Raw genomic sequence first — 18,253 nt, 5'->3', positions numbered from 1 at the left:
GCCGCTCGGCACAATGAGGCCATGACCGACCCGGCACGGCTCGTCGCGGCCATCGACTGCGGCACCAACTCCATCAAGGTGCTCATCGGCAGCCCCCGCGGCGACGGGCGGCTCGACGTGGTGGTGCGCGACTCGCGCGTCGTACGCCTCGGGCAGGGGGTGGACCGGACGGGGGTGCTCGCCGAGGAGGCGCTGACACGCACGTTCGCCGCTGTCGACGACCTCGCCGAGACCATCCGCAGCCACGGCGTCGAGCCGGGGCGGGTCCGGTTCTGCGCGACCTCGGCCACCCGCGACGCAGCCAACGCCGCGGTGTTCCGCGACGGCGTACGCCGACGGCTGGGCGTCGAGCCGGAGGTCCTGTCGGGAGAGGAGGAGGCCGCGCTCGTGTTCGCCGGCGCCATCGCCGCCCAGGACCCGGTCCCGCCGGAGCCCGTGCTGGTCGTCGACATCGGCGGCGGCTCGACCGAGCTCGTCCTCGGCGAGGCGGGGGAGCGGCAGGCGGTGTCGATGGACATCGGGTCGGTGCGGCTGCACGAGCGGCACCTCCACAGCGACCCGCCGACTGCCGACGAGGTCGCGGCCTGCGTGGCCGACATCGACGCCCACCTCGACGCCTCCGGCATCCCGCTCGAGCGGACCCGGACCGTCATCGGCACCTCCGGCACCATCAAGACCCTCGCCTGCGGGGTGCTCGCGCTGCCGACGTACGACCGGGACGCCTTCGACCAGGCGGTGCTGTCCAACGCCGCGACCGCCTCCTTCGTCGACGGTCTGGTCGCGATGACCGTGGCGGAGCGGCGCGCGCTGCCCTACATGCACCCCGGCCGCGCCGACGTCATCGGCGCCGGCGCGCTGATCTGGACCCGGATCCTCGCCCGGGTGCCCGTCCCGGACCACGTGGTCTCCGAGGCCGACATCCTGCACGGCATGGCCGCGGCCATCGGCCGATGACCCTGCTGCCGCACCCGCTCGTCGGGGGCAGGTTCACCAGCCCGGTCGCCCCGGGCACCGGCTGGCCCGACGACCCGGCCGCACCGGACACCCCCGTGGCCCGCGACGCCGACGACGTACGTCGCCTGGCGCGGGACGCGCCGCTCGCCGAGCTCGAGGCGCGGGTCAGCGTCTGCTCGGCCTGCCCGCGGCTGGTGGCCTGGCGCGAGGGGGTGGCGCGCGAGAAGCGCGCCTCGTTCGCCGACCAGCCCTACTGGGGGCGGCCGATCCCGGGGTGGGGGGATCCGGAGCCGTCGCTGCTGGTCGTCGGCCTGGCGCCGGCCGCCAACGGTGGCAACCGGACTGGGCGCATCTTCACCGGCGACCCGAGTGCGGACTGGCTCTTCGCCAGCCTGCACCGCACCGGGTGGGCGGTGCAGGCGACCAGCGAGCACGCAGGCGACGGTCAGCGGCTGGTCGGGGCACGGATGGTCGCGACGGTCCGGTGCGCGCCACCGGACAACAAGCCGACGCCGGCCGAGCGCGACGCGTGCGCACCGTGGATCGCGGCCGAGCTGGCGCTGCTGCCCACCGTCCGCGTGGTGGTCGCGCTGGGCTCGTTCGGCTGGGACGGAGCGGTGCGGTCGCTGGTCGCGGCCGGGGCGCCGGCGCCGGCCCGCAGGCCGAAGTTCGCCCACGGCGCCGAGGTGGAGCTGGGTGCAGTCACGCTCGTGGGGTGCTACCACCCCTCCCCGCACAACACCTACACCGGTCGACTCACCCGGGACATGACGGACGAGGTCTTCGCCCGCGCCCGCGCGCTGACACAATGACCGCCGTGACCCTCCACGCCATCACCGTCCTCGGCCACGACCGCCCCGGCATCATCGCCGAGACCACCGACCGGTTGGCGGGACTGGGCCTCAACCTCGAGGACTCCACGATGACGCTGCTGCGCGGTCACTTCGCGATGACTCTGGTGTGCGAGGGCGCCGCCGGCGACGCCGAGATCGAGGCGGCCCTCGCGCCGCTGACCACCGACGGCACCCTCACCGTGACGGTGCGGGAGGTGCCCGTCGAGCAGGTGCCGGCCGCCGACGGCACGTCGTGGATCCTCTCCGTGCACGGTGGCGACCGTCCGGGCATCGTCTCCGCCGTGGTCGGCGTGCTCGCCGCCGTCGGCGGCAACATCACCGACCTCACCACCCGCCTGGCCGGTGACCTCTACCTGCTCGTCGCGGAGGTGGATCTTCCCGCCGATGCCGACGCGGCGGCTGTCGAGCATGACCTCGCGGCGGTGGCCGCGGACCTCGGCGTCGGCGTGACCCTGCGCGCCGCCGAGACCGACGAGCTCTGAGCGGCCGCCGATGAGTGTCAACCCCCGGGTCCGGGACTGGGCCGTGACCGACCTCGCCGTGACCGGGGCGGTGCGCGCCGTCGTACGCGCTCCCGCGCCGGTGCTGTCCACCGCCGGCGCCGCCGTCGACCCGACGTCGCCCGAGGTCGTGCAGCTCGCCGCGGACCTGGTCGCCACCATGCGGGTGTCCCCGGGCTGCGTGGGCCTGGCCGCGCCCCAGGTCGGTGTCGCCGCCCAGGTCTTCTGCGTCGACGTGTCCCAGCATCCCAAGACCCGCGAGCATCACGGGACGTTCGTGCTCTGCAACGCCGCCGTGGTCGCGAGCACTCGCAACGAGAAGGCCCGCGAGGGCTGCATGTCCGTCCCCGACCTCACCGGCGACGTCAAGCGGCCCAGCCGCATCGTCGTACGCGGGCAGCTGCCCGGCACCGGCGAGGAGGTCGAGCTCGAGGCGGAGGCGTTCGAGGCGCGGGCGCTCCAGCACGAGATCGACCACTGCGACGGCCTGCTCTTCCTCGACCGGGCGGCCGGGGCGCACGCCGTCTACGCTCGCAAGACCTACCTGTAGGACAGCTGGACCGGCCCCGGTATCCCAACCGGTAGAGGAAGCGGTCTTAAAAACCGCACAGTCTGGGTTCGAACCCCAGCCGGGGCACGAACCTGAGAAGTTGCTGTGACGGGAACAGCAGACACCGCGCGCACGTTTGAACAGGTGTCACCCCGGCTAGAGTGGTGTGACGTGACAGGCGCCGTCACCGCGACGGCGTCGGAACCCCCGGAAGCTCCGGGGGCGGCCTCCAAGGAGAGACCATGAAGAGCAACAACCCCGTTTTCAACCGTTCCGAGGAGTTCAGCCGAGCCTCGTCGAACGCCTACGGCAACCAGACGTACGCCGGTGGCGGCGCGGCCTACCCCGGCTACGGCGACACCAGCAGCGACCCGTCCACGTGGGGCACCGGGACGCCCGGCGGCCAGGTGGACCAGGGTCGGATGACGATCGACTCGGTCATCCAGAAGACGGCGATCTCGGTCGCGCTCATCTTCGTGACGGCCACCATCACCTGGTGGTGGATCGGTGACTTCTCCGGCACCGACACCGAGGTCAACGCCGCTGCGTCCCGCGCGCTGATGCTCGCCGGCCTGGGTGCGGGCGCTGCGTTCCTGCTGTCGCTGGTGAACTCGTTCAAGCGCGTCATCAGCCCGGCTCTCGTGCTCGCGTTCGCGGCTGCAGAGGGCGTCGCGCTGGGCGCGGTGAGCAAGGTCTTCGAGACCCAGTTCGAGGGCGTCGTCACCAGCGCGGTGATCGGCACGTTCGGTGCCCTGGCGGGCACGCTCGCCGCCTACAAGTTCCTCAACATCAAGGTGGGCGACAAGTTCCGCCGCGGTGTCGTGGCCGCGATGTTCGGCATGGTCGGTCTCGGCCTGCTGTCGCTGGTGCTGAGCTTCTTCGGCGTCAACACCGGCCTCTACGGCATGGGTGGGCTCGGCTTCGTCTTCGCCCTCGCCGGCCTCGTGCTCGGTGTCCTCATGCTGATCCTCGACTTCGACTTCGTCGAGAACGGCGTCGCCGCCGGCCTCCCGGAGCGCGAGTCGTGGCGGGCCGCCTTCGGCCTGACGGTCAGCCTGGTGTGGATCTACACCAACCTGCTGCGGATCCTCGCGATCCTGCGCGGTGGGGACTGATCCTCGCCTGACCTGCTCCCTGCTGGACCGTTCGCCGGCCCGTCCGAGTCACCTCGGGCGGGCCGGCGCCATGTCCGGGCGCTGCGCCACGGGTGTGCGTCACTGACCGCTGGTGTCGCCCGACGCCGCGGCCAGCTCGGGGTCCTCCTGCTCGTCCTGCTCGGGCGACTCCGCGTCGGTGGAGGGGCGGCGGCGCCGGTGCCGCAGCTCGACCCAGCGCCCGCGCAGGCCGCGCTGGTGGCCGCCGACCTCCGTGCCGTCGACCTCGGTGCCGGGCGTACGGGCGGCGCGGACCGCCGCGGCCGCGACGGGCAGGATCCCCTCGCGGCGGCGCGGCTCGGGCAGCGCCTCGTCCTCCGGCACCAGGCCGAGCGCGGCCAGGCACGACGGGACGAGCACCGACGCGAGCTGCTTGTAGCCGTCGGCCGACGGGTGGAAGCGGTCGGGGCCGAAGAGGACGGCCGGAGCGGCATCGAACTCCGGGCCGAGGATGTCGCCGAGCGACACCGACCGGCCGCCGTTCTCGACCACCGTGATCGTCTGGGCGGCAGCGAGACGGCGCGACCACTCGCGCGCCACCTGCTTGAGCGGTGGCGGGATGGGCCGGACGGTGCCGAGGTCCGGGCAGGTCCCGACCACGACGGCCACGCCGGCCTCGCGGAGCCGGCGTACGCCCTCGGCCAGGTGCCGCACGGACGCGGACGGCAGGACGGTGTGGGTGACGTCGTTGGCGCCGATCAGCACGACGGCGAGGTCGGGGTGGGTGCCGAGCGCGCCATCGACCTGGTCGGCCAGGTCGCTGGACTGCGCGCCCACGACCGCCAAGGAGCGCAGGTGCACGCGGCGGTCGGCCTGGGCGGCCACGCCGGTGGCCAGGTGGGCGCCGGTCGTGTCCTCGACCCGCTGGACGCCGTAGCCGGCGGCGCTGGAGTCGCCCAGCAGCGCGATCCGGATCGCCGGCGCCGGCCGGCCCCGTCCGTACCAGCCGGTGGCGTCGGGAGGCGCGTCGGTGGCGTTGCCGATCACCTTTCGGGCGATCTTCGCCTCGGCGACCAGGACCCCGTAGAGGCCCGCGCCGAGCACGGACAGGCCGCCCCCGCCCAGGGCGGCGGCCGATGCCAGCTTGCGTGCTGCTCCTGTTGCCCCCACGGCGCCGATGCTACGCAACCGGCGTTGACGCGAACGGAGCAGGAGGTGGCTAGATTGAGTGGGTGCAGTACGTGAACTCGCTCCTCGACCTCATCGGCAACACCCCGCTCGTGCGGCTGAGCCGGACCCTCGACCTGCCGGACGGGGGACCGCTCGTCCTCGCCAAGGTCGAGTACCTCAACCCCGGCGGCTCGGTGAAGGACCGCATCGCCTCGCGGATGATCGAGGCGGCCGAGGCCTCCGGTGCCCTCCAGCCCGGCGGCACGATCGTCGAGCCGACCTCCGGCAACACCGGCGTCGGGTTGGCGATGGTGGCCCAGCAGAAGGGCTACAAGTGCGTCTTCGTGTGCCCGGACAAGGTCAGCGAGGACAAGCGCAACGTGCTCAAGGCCTACGGCGCCGAGGTCGTGGTGTGCCCGACCGCTGTCGCGCCGGAGCACCCCGACTCCTACTACAACGTCAGCGACCGGCTCGCCGCCGAGCCCGGCTCGTGGAAGCCCGACCAGTACTCCAACCCCCACAACCCGCGCTCGCACTACGAGACCACGGGGCCGGAGATCTGGGCGCAGACCGAGGGGCGGATCACCCACTTCGTCACCGGCATGGGCACCGGCGGCACGATCAGCGGCGTCGGGCGCTACCTCAAGGAGCAGAACCCCGACGTCCAGGTCGTCGGCGCCGACCCGTCCGGGTCGGTCTACTCCGGCGGCACCGGCCGCCCCTACCTCGTCGAGGGCGTCGGCGAGGACTTCTGGCCCGACACCTACGACCGCACCGTCGCCGACCGGGTCATCGAGGTCTCCGACGCCGACTCCTTCGCCTTCACCCGGCGTCTGGCCCGCGAGGAGGCGATGCTCGTCGGCGGCTCCGCCGGGATGGCGGCCTTCGCGGCCCGCCAGCTGGCGCACGAGCTGGCCGAGCAGGGACGCAGCGACGCGGTGGTCGTCGTGCTGCTGCCCGACTCCGGTCGCGGCTACCTCACCAAGGTCTTCAACGACGACTGGCTGGGCCAGTACGGCTTCGCCACCGGCGCGCAGGCCGACGCCCGCACGGTCGGCGAGGTGCTGCGCGGCAAGTCCGGCCAGCTGCCCGACCTCGTGCACACGCACCCGGGCGAGACCATCGCCGAGGCGGTCCACATCCTGCAGGAGTACGGCGTGAGCCAGATGCCGGTCGTGCGCGCCGAGCCGCCCATCGTGGCGGCCGAGGTGGCCGGCTCGGTGTCGGTGTCCGCACTCCTCGACGCGCTGTACGCCGGCACCGCCCGGCTCACCGACCGGGTCGAGGACCACATGTCGCCCGCGCTGCCGACGATCGGCTCGGCCGAGCCGGCGGCGGACGCCGTCGCGCTGCTCGGCGAGGCCGACGCGGTGCTGGTCCACGAGGAGGGCAAGCCCATCGGCGTGCTCACCCGCCAGGACCTGCTCACCTTCGTGGCCGCCTCGTGAGGCGGGGCACGCGGCTGCCCGCCGCGCTGCTCGCGCTCGCCTGCCTGGGCGCGCTCGGCGCGTGCACGGAGGACGCCGAGGACGCCCGGGATGCCGCGCCCAGCACCGACCCGGTGGAGGTCGAGGTCGGCAAGGCCTTCGAGTGGAACGGCTTCGCCGTGGAGGACGGGTGGGAGCTCAATCCCATCGAGCGCTCCGCCGGTGTCGACGAGGTCACCACCCCGGAGGTCAAGGGCACGATCACCAACCGGTCGGACGAGGAGCGTGCGGCCATCTTCCAGATGGTGTTCTCCACCGACGGCGAGCCCGTGGCCACCCTCAACTGCTCGGCCGCGACGATGGAGACCGACCAGTCCCAGCAGCTGGTCTGCCCCGGACTCGGCGCGACCATGCCCGAGGACTACGACGCCGTCGTGGTGCAGGAGTTCAGCCGGGACTCCGGCTCGGGCGACGACTCCACGTCCGGCTGACGTGGCGGACCTGTCCCTCGAGGTCGTCTGCTTCCTGCTCCTCGCGGCCCTGTGCGCCGGCTTCGTCGACGCCGTCGTCGGCGGCGGCGGGCTCGTGCAGCTGCCCGCCCTGCTCGTCGGGCTGCCCGGCGCGTCGGTCGTGCAGATCGCGGCCACGAACAAGCTCGCGTCCTTCTGCGGCACCAGCATCAGCGCGGCGACGTACGTCCGGCGCATCCGCCCCGACCCACGGACCTTCCTGCCGCTGATGCTGGCCGCGTTCGTCGGCTCCGCGGGCGGGGCACTCGTCGCCTCGCTGCTGCCGCGCAGCGCCTTCGACCCGATCATCCTCGTCGTGCTCGTGCTGGTCGGCGGCTACGTGGTGGCCAGGCCGAGCGTCGGCGAGCTGACCAAGCTGCGCTTCGAGGGCGGTCGGCACCTCGCCGTCGTCGCGCTGACCGGCCTGACGATCGGCTTCTACGACGGGGCGATCGGGCCGGGCACCGGCTCGTTCCTCGTCTTCGCGCTGGTCGGGCTGCTCGGCTACAACTTCCTCGAGGCCTCGGCCAAGGCCAAGCTCGCCAACTGGGCCACGAACCTGGCCGCCCTCGCCGTCTTCATCCCGCAGGGCGCGGTCATCTGGGACCTGGCGCTGGTGATGGCGGCGGCCAACGTCACCGGCGGCTACGTCGGTGCGCGGCTGGCGATGGCGCGCGGCGCGAAGTTCGTGCGGGTGTTCTTCCTGCTGGTCGTCTCGGGCTTCGTGGTGCGCATCGGCGGGCAGCTGCTCGGCTGGTGGTGAGCGCCGGCGGCCACCGGGAGCGGTAGCCTCCCCTCGTGGGAGCGGTCTCGGCAGTCGACGGGTTCCAGCGCCGTCACCCCGTGCTCGGCTTCCCCCTGGCCGTGGTCTACAAGTACTTCGACGACCAGGGCCCCTACCTCGCCTCGGCGCTGACCTACTACGCGTTCATCGCGATCTTCCCGCTGATGCTGCTGGGGACGTCGATCCTCGGGCTCGTGCTCCGCGGCGAGCCGCAGTGGCAGGAGCAGATCCTCGACTCCGCACTGTCGCAGTTCCCCATCATCGGCGACGAGCTCGGCCGGCCCTCGGGCCTGCAGGGATCGGTGGCCGGTGTCGCGGTCGGCGGCATCGCCGCGCTGTACGGCGCGATGGGTCTGGGCCAGGCACTGCAGAACACCCAGCACGTCGCCTGGTCGGTGCCGCGCAACAGCCGGCCCAACCCGTTCTACGCCCGGGTGAAGACGCTTCTCCTGCTGGTCACGGCGGGCTTCTCGCTTCTCGCGGTGACGATCGTGTCCACCGTCGCCAGCACCACCGACGCCTTCACCGAGTGGCTGGGCGAGGGGATCCGGCTGTTCCTGCCGCTGCTCACCGTGGCGGTCGTGGGCACGTTCCTCACCGTGCTGTTCCGCTTCGCCGCCACCGGCCAGCACTCGTTCCGGCGCGCGGCCCCCGGCGGGTACTCGCTCGCCGTCATGTGGCAGGTCCTCCAGCTCGGCGGTGCGGCGTACGTCAACAACGTGCTGGTCGACACGAGCTCGATGACCAAGACCTTCGGGCTGGTGCTGGGGCTGATCGGCTTCCTGTGGATCGGCGCGGTGATGGCCGTGCTCGCGATGGAGATCAACGTGGTCGCGGCCCGCCGGCTGTGGCCGCGCGCGCTGCTGACGCCGTTCACCGACAACGTCGAGCTCACCGACGCCGACCGGCGCGCCTACGCCGCCTACGCCGCGATGCAGCGCCACAAGGGCTTCGAGAAGGTGCAGGTGGTCTGGGAGCCGGGGCCGGCGGAGCTCCAGGCGAGCGGCGAGCCCGAGCCGGCGCCGGACCGCGGCGCGTGACGTCGTACCTCACGCCGGCCCGTCCGGCCACCGCCGAGGTCGAGGACCGAGGCTCGCGCTTCGTGTGCACGCTGCGCCGGGTCGACGACGAGGACGAGGCGCGCCGGCTCGTCGCCGAGCTACGCAAGCTGCACCCGGACGCTCGGCACCACTGCTCGGCCTTCGTGCTGGGTCCGCGCGGGGAGGTGCAGCGCTCCTCCGACGACGGCGAGCCGGCGGGCACGGCCGGCGCGCCGATGCTCGAGGTGCTGCGCGGTGCCGGGATCAGCGACGTGGCCGCCGTGGTCACCCGCTGGTTCGGCGGCACCCTGCTCGGTGCCGGCGGACTCGTGCGCGCCTACGGCGACGCCGTGCGCGGCGCGGTGGCCGCAGCCGGCACGCGGCGCCGCTCCCTGCTCACCGAGCTGTCCCTCGACCTCGACCACGCCGACGCCGGGCGGGTCGAGGGAGAGCTGCGCTCGCGCGGGGCGACCGTCCTCGAGGTGGTCCACGAGGCGCGGGTGCGGCTGCTGCTCGCGGCGGCGCCCGACGAGGTGGAACGGCTGGCCCAGACGGTCGCCGCGGTCACCTCGGGACGGGCCCGGCCGGTGCCCGTGGGCGAGCGTTGGGTCGACGCGCTCAGCTGACGTCGCCGTCGACGTACACCCAGCGCCCCGCGCGCTGCTCGAACCGGCTCACCTCGTGCATCTCGCCGCCCTCCCACGTCGCGACGAACTCCACGGTGTCCGCGTCGACCGCCAGGATCCGCAGCCCGGTCCAGCGCGTCGCGGGGTCGGGGACGACGTCGTCGGGGCGCGTGCGGGGGTGCCAGGTGCGGAACAGGTGATGCGCGTCGCCGCGGACGTAGGCGGTGTAGCGCGACCGCATCAGCTGCTCCGGCGAGGACGCCTGCGCCGTGTTGGCCAGCAGCGGCCCGCAGCACGCGTCGTACGCCGCCCCCGTGCCGCACGGGCAGGTCGGTGTCAGCACGTCGCCGAGGGTAGCGGCAGCGGGCTGGCTAACCTGCCCGCATGACGCGCGACAGCACCCCGGCGCTCGACGCCCTCGCCCAGCTCGCCCGCGACCGGGTCGAGCGCGACGGCGTCGTGGCCCAGCTCGAGGCGGCCCGGCGACGGCTCGAGGGTGCCGCCGAGCGGTGCGAGCGCACGACCGAGCAGCTCGCGGTCGAGCTCGAGGATGTGTCCCGGCTCGAGCAGGTCTCGATGACCCGGATCCTCGCCAGCCTGCGGGGGCGCCGCGACCTCGACCTCGACCGCGAGCGAGCCGAGGCGGAGGCCGCGCGCTACGCCGCCACCGAGGCGGAGTCGCGGCGCCGCGCCGCCCAGGCCGACGTCGACGCGCTCGCGGCCCGCCTGGCCGGGTTCGGCGACCTGGCGGCCCGGCGCACCGAGCTGCTGGCCCAGCGCGAGGCCGAGGTGGCGGCCGACCCCGCGGCACGGGAGACGGCGGCGCGGCTCGACGAGCTCGCAGCCGGCATCGGCGCCCAGCAGGCCGAGCGCCAGCAGCTCGAGGAGGCGCTCGCGGCCGCCGGCGACGCCGCCCACAGCCTCGACGAGGCGGCGCGCCACCTCGGCAGCGCCGGGGACTGGGCCGCGTACGACACGTTCTTCGGCGGCGGGATGCTCACCGACATGGTCAAGTACGACAACCTCGACAAGGCCGGCGCGCTGATGCGGGAGGCCGACGACGCCCTGGCCCACCTCGCCACCGAGCTCGCCGACGTCGGCATGACCTCGGTCGGCACGATCGAGATCACCCAGATGACCGGCTTCTTCGACGTCTGGTTCGACAACATCTTCAGCGACTGGGCCGTGCGCGACCGGATCCGCCAGGCGGCCGACCGGGTGTCGGCGGCCCGCGCCGGGGTGGCCGAGGCCGCCGCAGCCCTCGACCGGCGACTGGCCGCGTGCGCCGCCGAGCTCGACCGGCTGACCGCCCAGCGCCACGAGCTGCTCGGCGCCTGACGCGTAGACACGCGGACATTGGTCGCCCGGCTGCCGTCCGCAGAGCGTGGCGGCCGGCCGAAATCCGGTGTTCTGTCCGCGCGTCTCCCACTAGGTTCGCCGGCATGACCACCGACCGGACCTCGCCGCCGTACGCCGCCGACGAGCTCACGACGCTGCGCTGGTTCCTCGACCACTACCGCGCGACCCTGCGCCGCCAGGCCCAGGGCCTCGACGCCGAGCAGCTCACCCGGACGCTGCCGCCGTCGCCGGTCACGCTCGGCGGGCTGCTCAAGCACCTGGCCTACGTCGAGCACTGGTGGTTCACCGAGGTGCTGCACGGGCGTCCCGCGACCGGCGTGTGGGCCGACGTCGACTGGGAGGCCGACGCCGACTGGGACTGGCACAGCGCCGCCGACGACAGCCCCGAGGAGCTCGACGCCCTGCTGGTCGAGGAGATCGCGCGCGCCGACGCGGCGATCGACGACGCGCTCGCCGACGGCGGCGGCCTCGACCGGCTCGCGGTGCGCCCGCGAGGGGACGGCAGCGTCGCCAGCCTGCGCTGGATCCTGGTCCACATGATCGAGGAGTACGCCCGCCACTGCGGGCACGCCGACCTCGTCCGCGAGTCCGTCGACGGGGCGAGGAACCTGTGACCGTCCGCGAGGCGACCGACGCCGACTGGCCGGCCATCTGGCCGTTCTGGCGCGACATCGTCGAGGCCGGCGAGACGTACGCGTACCCGCTCGGCGCCACGTCCGAGCAGGCCCGCGAGTGGTGGTTCGACGGCAGCCACGTCGTGGTGCTCACCGAGGCCGAGGCGGGCGAGCGCGTCCTCGGCTCGGCGAAGATGGGTCCCAACCGGCCCGGGCGCGGAGCCCACGTCGGGACGGCGTCGGTCATGGTGGACAGCGCCGCCCGCGGTCGCGGTGTCGGTCGTCGGCTCGGTGAGCACGTCGTCGCCTGGCACCGCGAGCAGGGGTTCGCCGGCATCCAGTTCAATGCGGTCGTCGAGACGAACGCCGCCGCGGTGCGCCTGTGGCGTGACCTCGGCTTCGAGGTGGTCGGCACGGTGCCCGAGGCGTTCGACAGCGCGAGCCACGGCCGAGTCGGGCTGCACGTGATGTACCTGGACCTCGGCTGAGCGAGCGACTTCGAGCGCGCTCCACGTTGCGCGGCCGGTCTAGCGTGGAGGTCGTGACGGACCCGACCCAGCACCCCGCCGCCAGCACCCTCGGAGAGCTGCGTGCCAGCGGCCATCGACTCAAGTCCCTGCGGCAGGAGATCCGCGACAACCTGCTCGCCCGCCTCGCCGCCGGGGAGGACCCGTGGCCCGGGCTGCACGGCTTCGCGGACTCGGTGATCCCGCAGGTCGAGCGCGCGCTGCTGGCGGGCCACGACATCGTGCTGCTCGGCGAGCGCGGCCAGGGCAAGACCCGGCTGCTGCGCTCCCTGGTGGGCCTGCTCGACGAGTGGACGCCGGTGATCTCCGGCTCCGAGCTCGGCGAGCACCCCTACGAGCCGATCACCGTGACCTCGCGGCAGGCGGCGGCGACGTACGGCGACGACCTGCGGATCTCGTGGCGCCACCGCGACGAGCGGTACGCCGAGAAGCTCGCGACGCCCGACACCTCGGTCGCCGACCTGATCGGCGACGTCGACCCGATGAAGGTCGCCGAGGGCCGCCACCTCGGTGACCCGGAGACGATCCACTTCGGGCTGATCCCGCGCAGCCACCGCGGCATCATCGCGATCAACGAGCTGCCCGACCTCGCCGAGCGCATCCAGGTCGCGATGCTCAACGTGATGGAGGAGCGCGACATCCAGATCCGCGGCTACGTGCTGCGCCTGCCGCTCGACGTCCTCGTCGTGGCCAGCGCGAACCCCGAGGACTACACCAACCGGGGGCGCATCATCACCCCGCTCAAGGACCGCTTCGGCGCCGAGATCCGCACCCACTACCCGCGCGAGGTGGCGGAGGAGATCGCCGTCATCGAGCAGGAGGCCGACCTCGTGGCCGAGGTGCCGGCGTACCTGCTGGAGGTGCTCGCCCGCTTCACCCGCCACCTACGCGACTCGCAGTCGGTCGACCAGCGCTCCGGCGTCAGCGCGCGGTTCGCGATCGCCGGCGCGGAGACCATCGCGGCCGCCGCCCTGCACCGCGCGACCACGCAGGGCGAGGAGGAGGCGGTGGCCCGCGTCGTCGACCTGGAGACCGCCGTCGACGTGCTCGGCGGCAAGATCGAGTTCGAGACGGGGGAGGAGGGCCGCGAGACCGAGATCCTCACCCACCTGCTGCGGACCGCGATCGCCGAGACCGTGCGCGCCCACCTCGCCGGCATCGACCTGCGGCTGCTCGTCGACGCCATCGAGGCGGGCGCGATGGTCAGCACCGGCGCCCGCGTCGGCGCGCGCGACTTCCTCGCCGGCCTGCCGGTGCTGGGCGAGTCCGACCTCTACGACGCGGTGTGCGACCGGCTCGGCGCGACCAACGACGGCGAGCGGGCGGCCGCCCTCGAGCTGGCGCTGGAGGGGCTCTACCTGGCCCGCAAGATCGGCAAGGACACCGACGGCGGCGAGACCGTCTATGGCTGAGACCCGCTCGAGCGCCGAGATCACCGTCCGGCGCGGCACGGTCGACGACATCCCGCAGTTCCGGGCGCTGGGCGAGGCGGTGGTGCCGCCGACGTACGGCCCCATCGACCCGGCGTACGCCCAGCGGATGCTCGACGAGTGGTGGATCCCGGAGGTGTTCGAGAAGTCGCTGGCCCGCAACGCGCACCTCGTCGCCGAGCGCGACGGGCGGGTCGTGGCGTTGGGCAGCTTCGGTCGGCTCTCCCGCTCGTACCGCGACTTCCCCTACGTCACCGGCGACCGCGAGGTGATGTGGAAGCTCTACGTCCACCCCGACCACCAGGGCCTGGGCATCGGCAGTCGGCTGCTGGGGCAGGTGGAGGCGCTGGTCGAGGGCGACGAGCTGTGGCTGGAGGTGGTCGACGGCAACGACCCGGCCTTCGACTTCTACCGCTCGCACGGCTTCGAGGAGGTGGAGCGGATCAGCGACGACGGGCCGTTCCCCGACGACGTCTGGATGAGGAAGGTCCTGCGATGAGCCGGTTCCGCAGGTACGACGGCGGCGACCCGCTGGCGCCACCGGTGGACCTGTCCGAGGCGCTCGACGCGATCGGGCAGGACGTGATGGCCGGCTACTCGCCGGAGCGCGCGATGCGCGAGTTCCTGCGCCGCGGCGGCACCGACCAGGCCGGGCTCGACGACCTCGCCCGCCGCGTCGCCGAGCGGCGCCGTGAGATCCTCCAGCGCAACAACCTCGATGGGACCATGCGCGAGGTGCGCGAGCTGCTCGACAAGGCGGTCCTGGCCGAGCGGGGACAGCTCGCCCGCGACATCACCATGGACGATGCCGACCGCGACTTCCGCGAGATGGTGCTCGACAACCTGCCCACCTCGACCCCGGCCGCGGTGGGCGAGCTGGCGTCGTACGACTGGCAGTCCGCCGAGGCGCGCGCGGCGTACGAGGAGATCAAGGACCTGCTCGGTCGCGAGCTGCTCGACCAGCGCTTCGCCGGCATGAAGCAGGCGCTGGAGGGGGCCACGGAGGAGGACCGCCAGGCCGTCGCGGAGATGCTGTCCGACCTCAACGACCTGCTCGAGAAGCACGCGCGCGGCGAGGACACTGACGAGGACTTCCGCGACTTCATGGACAAGCACGGGGACTTCTTCCCCGAGCAGCCGAAGGACATGGACGAGCTGCTCGACTCGCTGGCCCAGCGGGCGGCCGCGGCCCAGCGGATGCTGAACTCGATGAGCGAGGAGCAGCGGCGCGAGCTGATGGAGCTCTCGCAGCAGGCCTTCGGCTCGCCGCAGCTCATGGAGCAGCTCGCCCGCATGGACGCCAACCTGCAGGCGCTGCGACCCGGGGAGGACTGGTCGGGTTCGGAGAGCTTCGAGGGCGAGCAGGGGATGGGGCTCGGTGACGGCACCGGCGCGCTGCAGGACCTCGCCCAGCTCGACGCGCTGGCCGACCAGCTGGCTCAGTCCCACTCGGGCGCCCGGATGGACGACGTCGACCTCGACGCCCTGGCTCGCCAGCTGGGCCAGGACGCGGCGGTGGCGGCGAAGACACTGCAGGAGCTGGAGCGGGCGCTGCGCGACAGCGGCTACCTCAAGCGCGGCTCCGACGGCGAGCTGCGCCTGTCGCCCAAGGCGATGCGCCAGCTGGGCAAGGCCCTGCTGCGCGACGTCGCCGACCGGATGAGCGGGCGCGCCGGCGCCCGGGAGACGCGTACGACCGGCCTCGCCGGCGAGCCGTCGGGTGCGAGCCGGCGGTGGGAGTTCGGCGACACCGAGCCGTGGGACGTGCCCCGCACGATCACCAACGCGGTCCTGCGCGACGGCGGGTCACCGGTGCGCATCCAGGTCGACGACATCGAGGTGGTGGAGACCGAGGCCCGCACCCAGGCGGCCGTCGCGCTGCTCGTCGACACGTCGTTCTCGATGGCGATGGACGGGCGGTGGGTGCCGATGAAGCGCACGGCGCTGGCGCTGCACCAGCTGGTCCGCTCGCGCTTCCGCGGCGACGACCTGCAGCTGATCGCCTTCGGGCGGCACGCGCAGGTGATGGAGATCGAGGAGCTCACCGCGCTCGACGCGCGGTGGGACAAGGGCACCAACCTCCACCACGGGCTGCTGCTCGCGAACCGGTTCTTCCGCAAGCACCCCAACGCCCAGCCGGTGCTGCTCGTCGTCACCGACGGCGAGCCGACCGCCCACCTCGAGGCGGACGGCGAGGTGTGGTTCTCCTACCCGCCGCACCCACTGACGATCGCGCAGTCCGTGCGCGAGCTCGACGCGGCCGCGCGCCTCGGCGCGCAGGTGACGTTCTTCCGGCTGGGTGAGGACCCGGGGCTCGCCCGGTTCATCGACTCGATGGCCCGACGGGTCGACGGCCGGATGGTGAGCCCCGAGCTCGACGACCTCGGCGCCGCGGTGGTCGGGTCGTACCTCGGCTCGCGCGGGCCCGGGTCGTCGTACCGCGAGCAGTTCGGGGACTTCTACGGCGGGCGCGGGTTCTGGGCGTGAGGTTCGGGGTGTCGGTTCGCCGAGCCAGGGAAGTGCCTGTTCGGCGACATACCTTGGTGGATGTCGCGGAGCTCCGCCTGCTGCTTCATCAAGGGATGTCGGTCGATGGGCACTTCCCGTGCTGAGTTGACCCGGGGAAGTGCCTGTTCGGCGACATACCTTGATGGATGTCGCGGAGCCCCGCCCGCTGCTCCATCAAGGGATGTCGGTCGATGGGCACTTCCCGTGCCGAGTTGACCCGGGGAAGTGCCTGTTCGGCGACATACCTTGATGATTGTCGCGGAGCCCCGCCCGCTGCTCCACCAAGGGATGTCGCCGAACAGGCACCCGCGGATCAGTCGGCCGCGAACCCCGGCAGCGACTCCTCGAGGATCTCGCGGAAGGGGGCCGACGCGCCGAGCTGGCTGAGCAGGCCCAGTGCGCCGAGCCAGGTGCGGTGGATGAGGAGGTACGACGGGGGCAGGTTGAGCTTGGTGGCCAGGGTGAAGGTCTCGGCGCGGGGGTCGTTGATCCGCTCGAACTGCTCGCGCATCCAGTCGCGGGTGAAGGTGAAGCGCTCCTCCCCGGCGGGCTCGACGAACGGGGAGAGGTAGTCCAGGAGCAGGGCCGGGTCGACCGTCGTGCGCTCCTTGATGAAGCCCTCCTCGCGCAGTCCCGCGACCAGCGACTCCTCGTCGGACTCCAGCGCGATGCGGATCAACCGGCCCATCGCCTCCGGCAGGCCGCCGTTCGGCAGCCGGGCGACGGCGCCGAAGTCGAGGACGCCGAGCCGGCCGGGCCCGCCGTCGGGCGCCGGGATCACGCGGTAGTTGCCGGGGTGCGGGTCGGCGTGGAGCATGCCGGTGCGCCGGGGACCCTCGAACAGGAACCGGACGAACAGCTCGCCGTAGTGGTCGCGCTCGGCCTGGGTGCCCTCGCGGATGACGTGCGCCAGGGAGTAGGCGGAGTCCATCCACTCCGTGACCAGCACCTCGTTGCCCACCGCGACCACGGCCGGCACGACGATGTCGGGGTGGTCGGCGAAGGCCTCGGCGTACGCCGCCTGCGCCTCGGCCTCGAGGTGGTAGTCGAGCTCGTCGGCGGCCCGGGCCTGGAGCTCGGCGACGAGCGGCTTGATGTCGATGCCCGGGAAGACGGGCGCGACGCCGCGCGCCACGCGCGCGATCTGCCGCAGGTCGGACATGAGCGCCTCGCCCGCACCGGGGTACTGGACCTTGACCGCGACCTCGCGCTCCCCGGAAACCCCGGAGGCATGGTCGACGGCGTGGTCGACCCAGCGGCCCCGGTGGACCTGCCCGATCGAGGCGGCCGCGGTGGGGGCACCGTCGAGCCACACCAGCCGCTCGGCCCAGTCCTCGCCGAGGTGCGCGGCGAGCTGCTCGCGGACCGTCGCCGTCGCCATCGGCGGCGCGGAGTCCTGCAGGGCGGTGAGGTGCTCGCGGTAGGGCGCGCTGACCTCCTCCGGCAGCGCCGCCTCGAGCACCGACAGCGCCTGTCCGAACTTCATCGCGCCGCCCTTGAGCTCGCCCAGCGTGCGGAACAGCTGCTCGGCGGTGCGCTGCTGGACCTCCGTCAGCACCGCCTCGGCCGGCTTGCCGCCGAGGCGCTTGCCCAGGCCCATCGCCTGGCGCCCGGCGTAGCCGAGGGGCAACGCGGCCAGACGGGCCGTGCGGGCGGCGGCCTTGCGCGGCAACTCGGTCATGGGCCCAGTGTCGCAGTGCGGGCAATGGGGGTACGGGGGTCGGTCCCCGCGTGACCTGGTGCGGGTCGCGTCGTTGGGCAGGCGACGTATCCGATCTCGGGAGGACCAGATGCGACCCGAGCCGGACCCAGACCCTCCAGGGAGGGCCGCCGCGCGACAGGGGCGCGGCGGAAGGGGACGGGCGGGAGTCCTGCGACTTCCGCCCGTCTCCGGTCCCGGGGCTGGTCCGCGGACGCGGCGGGCTGCCAGGGTGGGGGCATGGAGATCGAGTGCCGCGGCGAGGTGGTCGAGTGGCGCGGGCCGGCGCCGTACCACTTCGTGCGCCTGCCGCTCGATGCCGCCGACCTCGTCGACGAGGTCAAGGCGGACGTCGTCTACTGGGGCGTCGTGCCGGTGCGCGCCTGGATCGGCGGCACCGAGTTCACCACGTCCATGTTCCCGCGCGAGGAGACCTGGTTCCTGCCGGTGAAGGACGCGGTGCGCCGTGCGGAGCAGGTCGAGCTCGGCGACCTGGTCGACGTACGCATCCGGGTCGGTCGCGACTGAGCGACGCGCGGCGGCGGTGGTCCACACCAGTGCCGCAGGTTCGGCGAAAACGCCACGGGCCCGCGATCGGTGTGGAAGCG

Annotated in this window: 20 protein-coding genes and 1 tRNA gene; 18 read left to right on the top strand and 3 right to left on the bottom strand. The window is 73.2% G+C overall.

The window, feature by feature from the left end; all coding sequences use genetic code 11:
• Positions 1–21 precede the first annotated feature (21 nt).
• The 6 genes from J3P41_RS04870 to J3P41_RS04845 all read left to right on the top strand — a co-directional run bounded on the left by J3P41_RS04870 (position 22) and on the right by J3P41_RS04845 (position 3,973).
• Complete coding sequence (locus J3P41_RS04870; protein WP_210649078.1) at positions 22–954, top strand: exopolyphosphatase; 933 nt, start codon at positions 22–24, stop codon at positions 952–954.
• Positions 951–1,766: a uracil-DNA glycosylase gene (locus tag J3P41_RS04865; RefSeq protein WP_210649077.1), complete on the top strand. Its 816-nt coding sequence runs from the start codon at positions 951–953 to the stop codon at positions 1,764–1,766. The genes J3P41_RS04870 and J3P41_RS04865 overlap by 4 nt, the downstream gene beginning before the upstream one ends.
• Before the next feature lie 5 nt (positions 1,767–1,771).
• Positions 1,772–2,290, top strand: a complete 519-nt coding sequence (locus J3P41_RS04860; protein WP_210649076.1) for a glycine cleavage system protein R — start codon at positions 1,772–1,774, stop codon at positions 2,288–2,290.
• Between the two features lie 10 nt (positions 2,291–2,300).
• Positions 2,301–2,858 (top strand): peptide deformylase, encoded by a 558-nt coding sequence (gene def / locus J3P41_RS04855; protein ID WP_210649075.1) that lies wholly within the window; start codon positions 2,301–2,303, stop codon positions 2,856–2,858.
• A 13-nt stretch (positions 2,859–2,871) separates the two neighbouring features.
• Positions 2,872–2,945, top strand: a tRNA-Leu gene (locus J3P41_RS04850).
• A 155-nt stretch (positions 2,946–3,100) separates the two neighbouring features.
• Positions 3,101–3,973, top strand: a complete 873-nt coding sequence (locus J3P41_RS04845) for a Bax inhibitor-1/YccA family protein (protein WP_210649074.1) — start codon at positions 3,101–3,103, stop codon at positions 3,971–3,973.
• Between the two features lie 99 nt (positions 3,974–4,072).
• Here J3P41_RS04845 and J3P41_RS04840 read toward each other — a convergent pair whose 3' ends face one another.
• The gene (locus J3P41_RS04840; protein WP_210649073.1) at positions 4,073–5,122 is read right to left on the bottom strand and encodes an SGNH/GDSL hydrolase family protein; all 1,050 of its coding nucleotides are present in this window, start codon (positions 5,120–5,122) and stop codon (positions 4,073–4,075) included.
• A gap of 62 nt (positions 5,123–5,184) precedes the next feature.
• On the opposite strand from J3P41_RS04840, the gene J3P41_RS04835 reads away from it, so the two are divergent.
• From J3P41_RS04835 to J3P41_RS04815, 5 genes are read left to right on the top strand one after another with little or no spacing between them, the layout of a single operon-like run.
• Entirely contained in the window at positions 5,185–6,570 is a 1,386-nt protein-coding gene (locus J3P41_RS04835; protein ID WP_210649072.1) for a cystathionine beta-synthase, read from the top strand.
• Positions 6,567–7,040, top strand: coding sequence for a hypothetical protein (locus tag J3P41_RS04830; RefSeq protein ID WP_210649071.1), 474 nt, complete (start codon positions 6,567–6,569; stop codon positions 7,038–7,040). Before J3P41_RS04835 ends, J3P41_RS04830 begins: the two co-directional genes overlap by 4 nt.
• Before the next feature lies 1 nt (position 7,041).
• Positions 7,042–7,821, top strand: a complete 780-nt coding sequence (locus J3P41_RS04825) for a TSUP family transporter (protein ID WP_210649070.1) — start codon at positions 7,042–7,044, stop codon at positions 7,819–7,821.
• A 35-nt stretch (positions 7,822–7,856) separates the two neighbouring features.
• Positions 7,857–8,882, top strand: coding sequence for a YihY/virulence factor BrkB family protein (locus tag J3P41_RS04820; protein WP_210649069.1), 1,026 nt, complete (start codon positions 7,857–7,859; stop codon positions 8,880–8,882).
• Positions 8,879–9,508, top strand: a complete 630-nt coding sequence (locus tag J3P41_RS04815; protein WP_210649068.1) for a YigZ family protein — start codon at positions 8,879–8,881, stop codon at positions 9,506–9,508. Before J3P41_RS04820 ends, J3P41_RS04815 begins: the two co-directional genes overlap by 4 nt.
• Here J3P41_RS04815 and J3P41_RS04810 read toward each other — a convergent pair.
• Complete coding sequence (locus tag J3P41_RS04810; protein WP_210649746.1) at positions 9,501–9,848, bottom strand: YchJ family protein; 348 nt, start codon at positions 9,846–9,848, stop codon at positions 9,501–9,503. The genes J3P41_RS04815 and J3P41_RS04810 overlap by 8 nt on opposite strands.
• 44 nt (positions 9,849–9,892) lie before the next feature.
• Here J3P41_RS04810 and J3P41_RS04805 point away from each other — a divergent pair, with 44 nt between their 5' ends.
• From J3P41_RS04805 to J3P41_RS04780, 6 genes are all read left to right on the top strand, one after another.
• Positions 9,893–10,846, top strand: coding sequence for a hypothetical protein (locus tag J3P41_RS04805; protein WP_210649067.1), 954 nt, complete (start codon positions 9,893–9,895; stop codon positions 10,844–10,846).
• A 104-nt stretch (positions 10,847–10,950) separates the two neighbouring features.
• Entirely contained in the window at positions 10,951–11,481 is a 531-nt protein-coding gene (locus tag J3P41_RS04800) for a DinB family protein (protein ID WP_210649066.1), read from the top strand.
• A complete protein-coding gene (locus J3P41_RS04795; RefSeq protein ID WP_210649065.1) occupies positions 11,478–11,969 on the top strand; it encodes a GNAT family N-acetyltransferase in 492 nt (163 codons plus the stop codon). Before J3P41_RS04800 ends, J3P41_RS04795 begins: the two co-directional genes overlap by 4 nt.
• 53 nt (positions 11,970–12,022) lie before the next feature.
• Positions 12,023–13,420, top strand: a complete 1,398-nt coding sequence (locus J3P41_RS04790) for a sigma 54-interacting transcriptional regulator (protein WP_210649064.1) — start codon at positions 12,023–12,025, stop codon at positions 13,418–13,420.
• Complete coding sequence (locus J3P41_RS04785) at positions 13,413–13,937, top strand: GNAT family N-acetyltransferase (protein WP_210649063.1); 525 nt, start codon at positions 13,413–13,415, stop codon at positions 13,935–13,937. The genes J3P41_RS04790 and J3P41_RS04785 overlap by 8 nt, the downstream gene beginning before the upstream one ends.
• The gene (locus J3P41_RS04780; RefSeq protein ID WP_210649062.1) at positions 13,934–15,925 is read left to right on the top strand and encodes a VWA domain-containing protein; all 1,992 of its coding nucleotides are present in this window, start codon (positions 13,934–13,936) and stop codon (positions 15,923–15,925) included. Before J3P41_RS04785 ends, J3P41_RS04780 begins: the two co-directional genes overlap by 4 nt.
• 334 nt (positions 15,926–16,259) lie before the next feature.
• On the opposite strand, the gene J3P41_RS04775 is transcribed toward J3P41_RS04780, so the two are convergent.
• Positions 16,260–17,627 (bottom strand): AarF/ABC1/UbiB kinase family protein, encoded by a 1,368-nt coding sequence (locus J3P41_RS04775; RefSeq protein WP_210649061.1) that lies wholly within the window; start codon positions 17,625–17,627, stop codon positions 16,260–16,262.
• Positions 17,628–17,885: 258 nt separating this feature from the next.
• On the opposite strand from J3P41_RS04775, the gene J3P41_RS04770 reads away from it, so the two are divergent.
• Positions 17,886–18,173, top strand: coding sequence for a DUF1905 domain-containing protein (locus J3P41_RS04770; RefSeq protein ID WP_210649060.1), 288 nt, complete (start codon positions 17,886–17,888; stop codon positions 18,171–18,173).
• The last annotated feature ends 80 nt before the right edge of the window (positions 18,174–18,253 follow it).

The organism is Nocardioides sp. SYSU D00065, assembly GCF_017916425.1.
GTDB lineage: Bacteria > Actinomycetota > Actinomycetes > Propionibacteriales > Nocardioidaceae > Nocardioides.
This window is presented reverse-complemented; position numbering and strand designations above follow the sequence as displayed.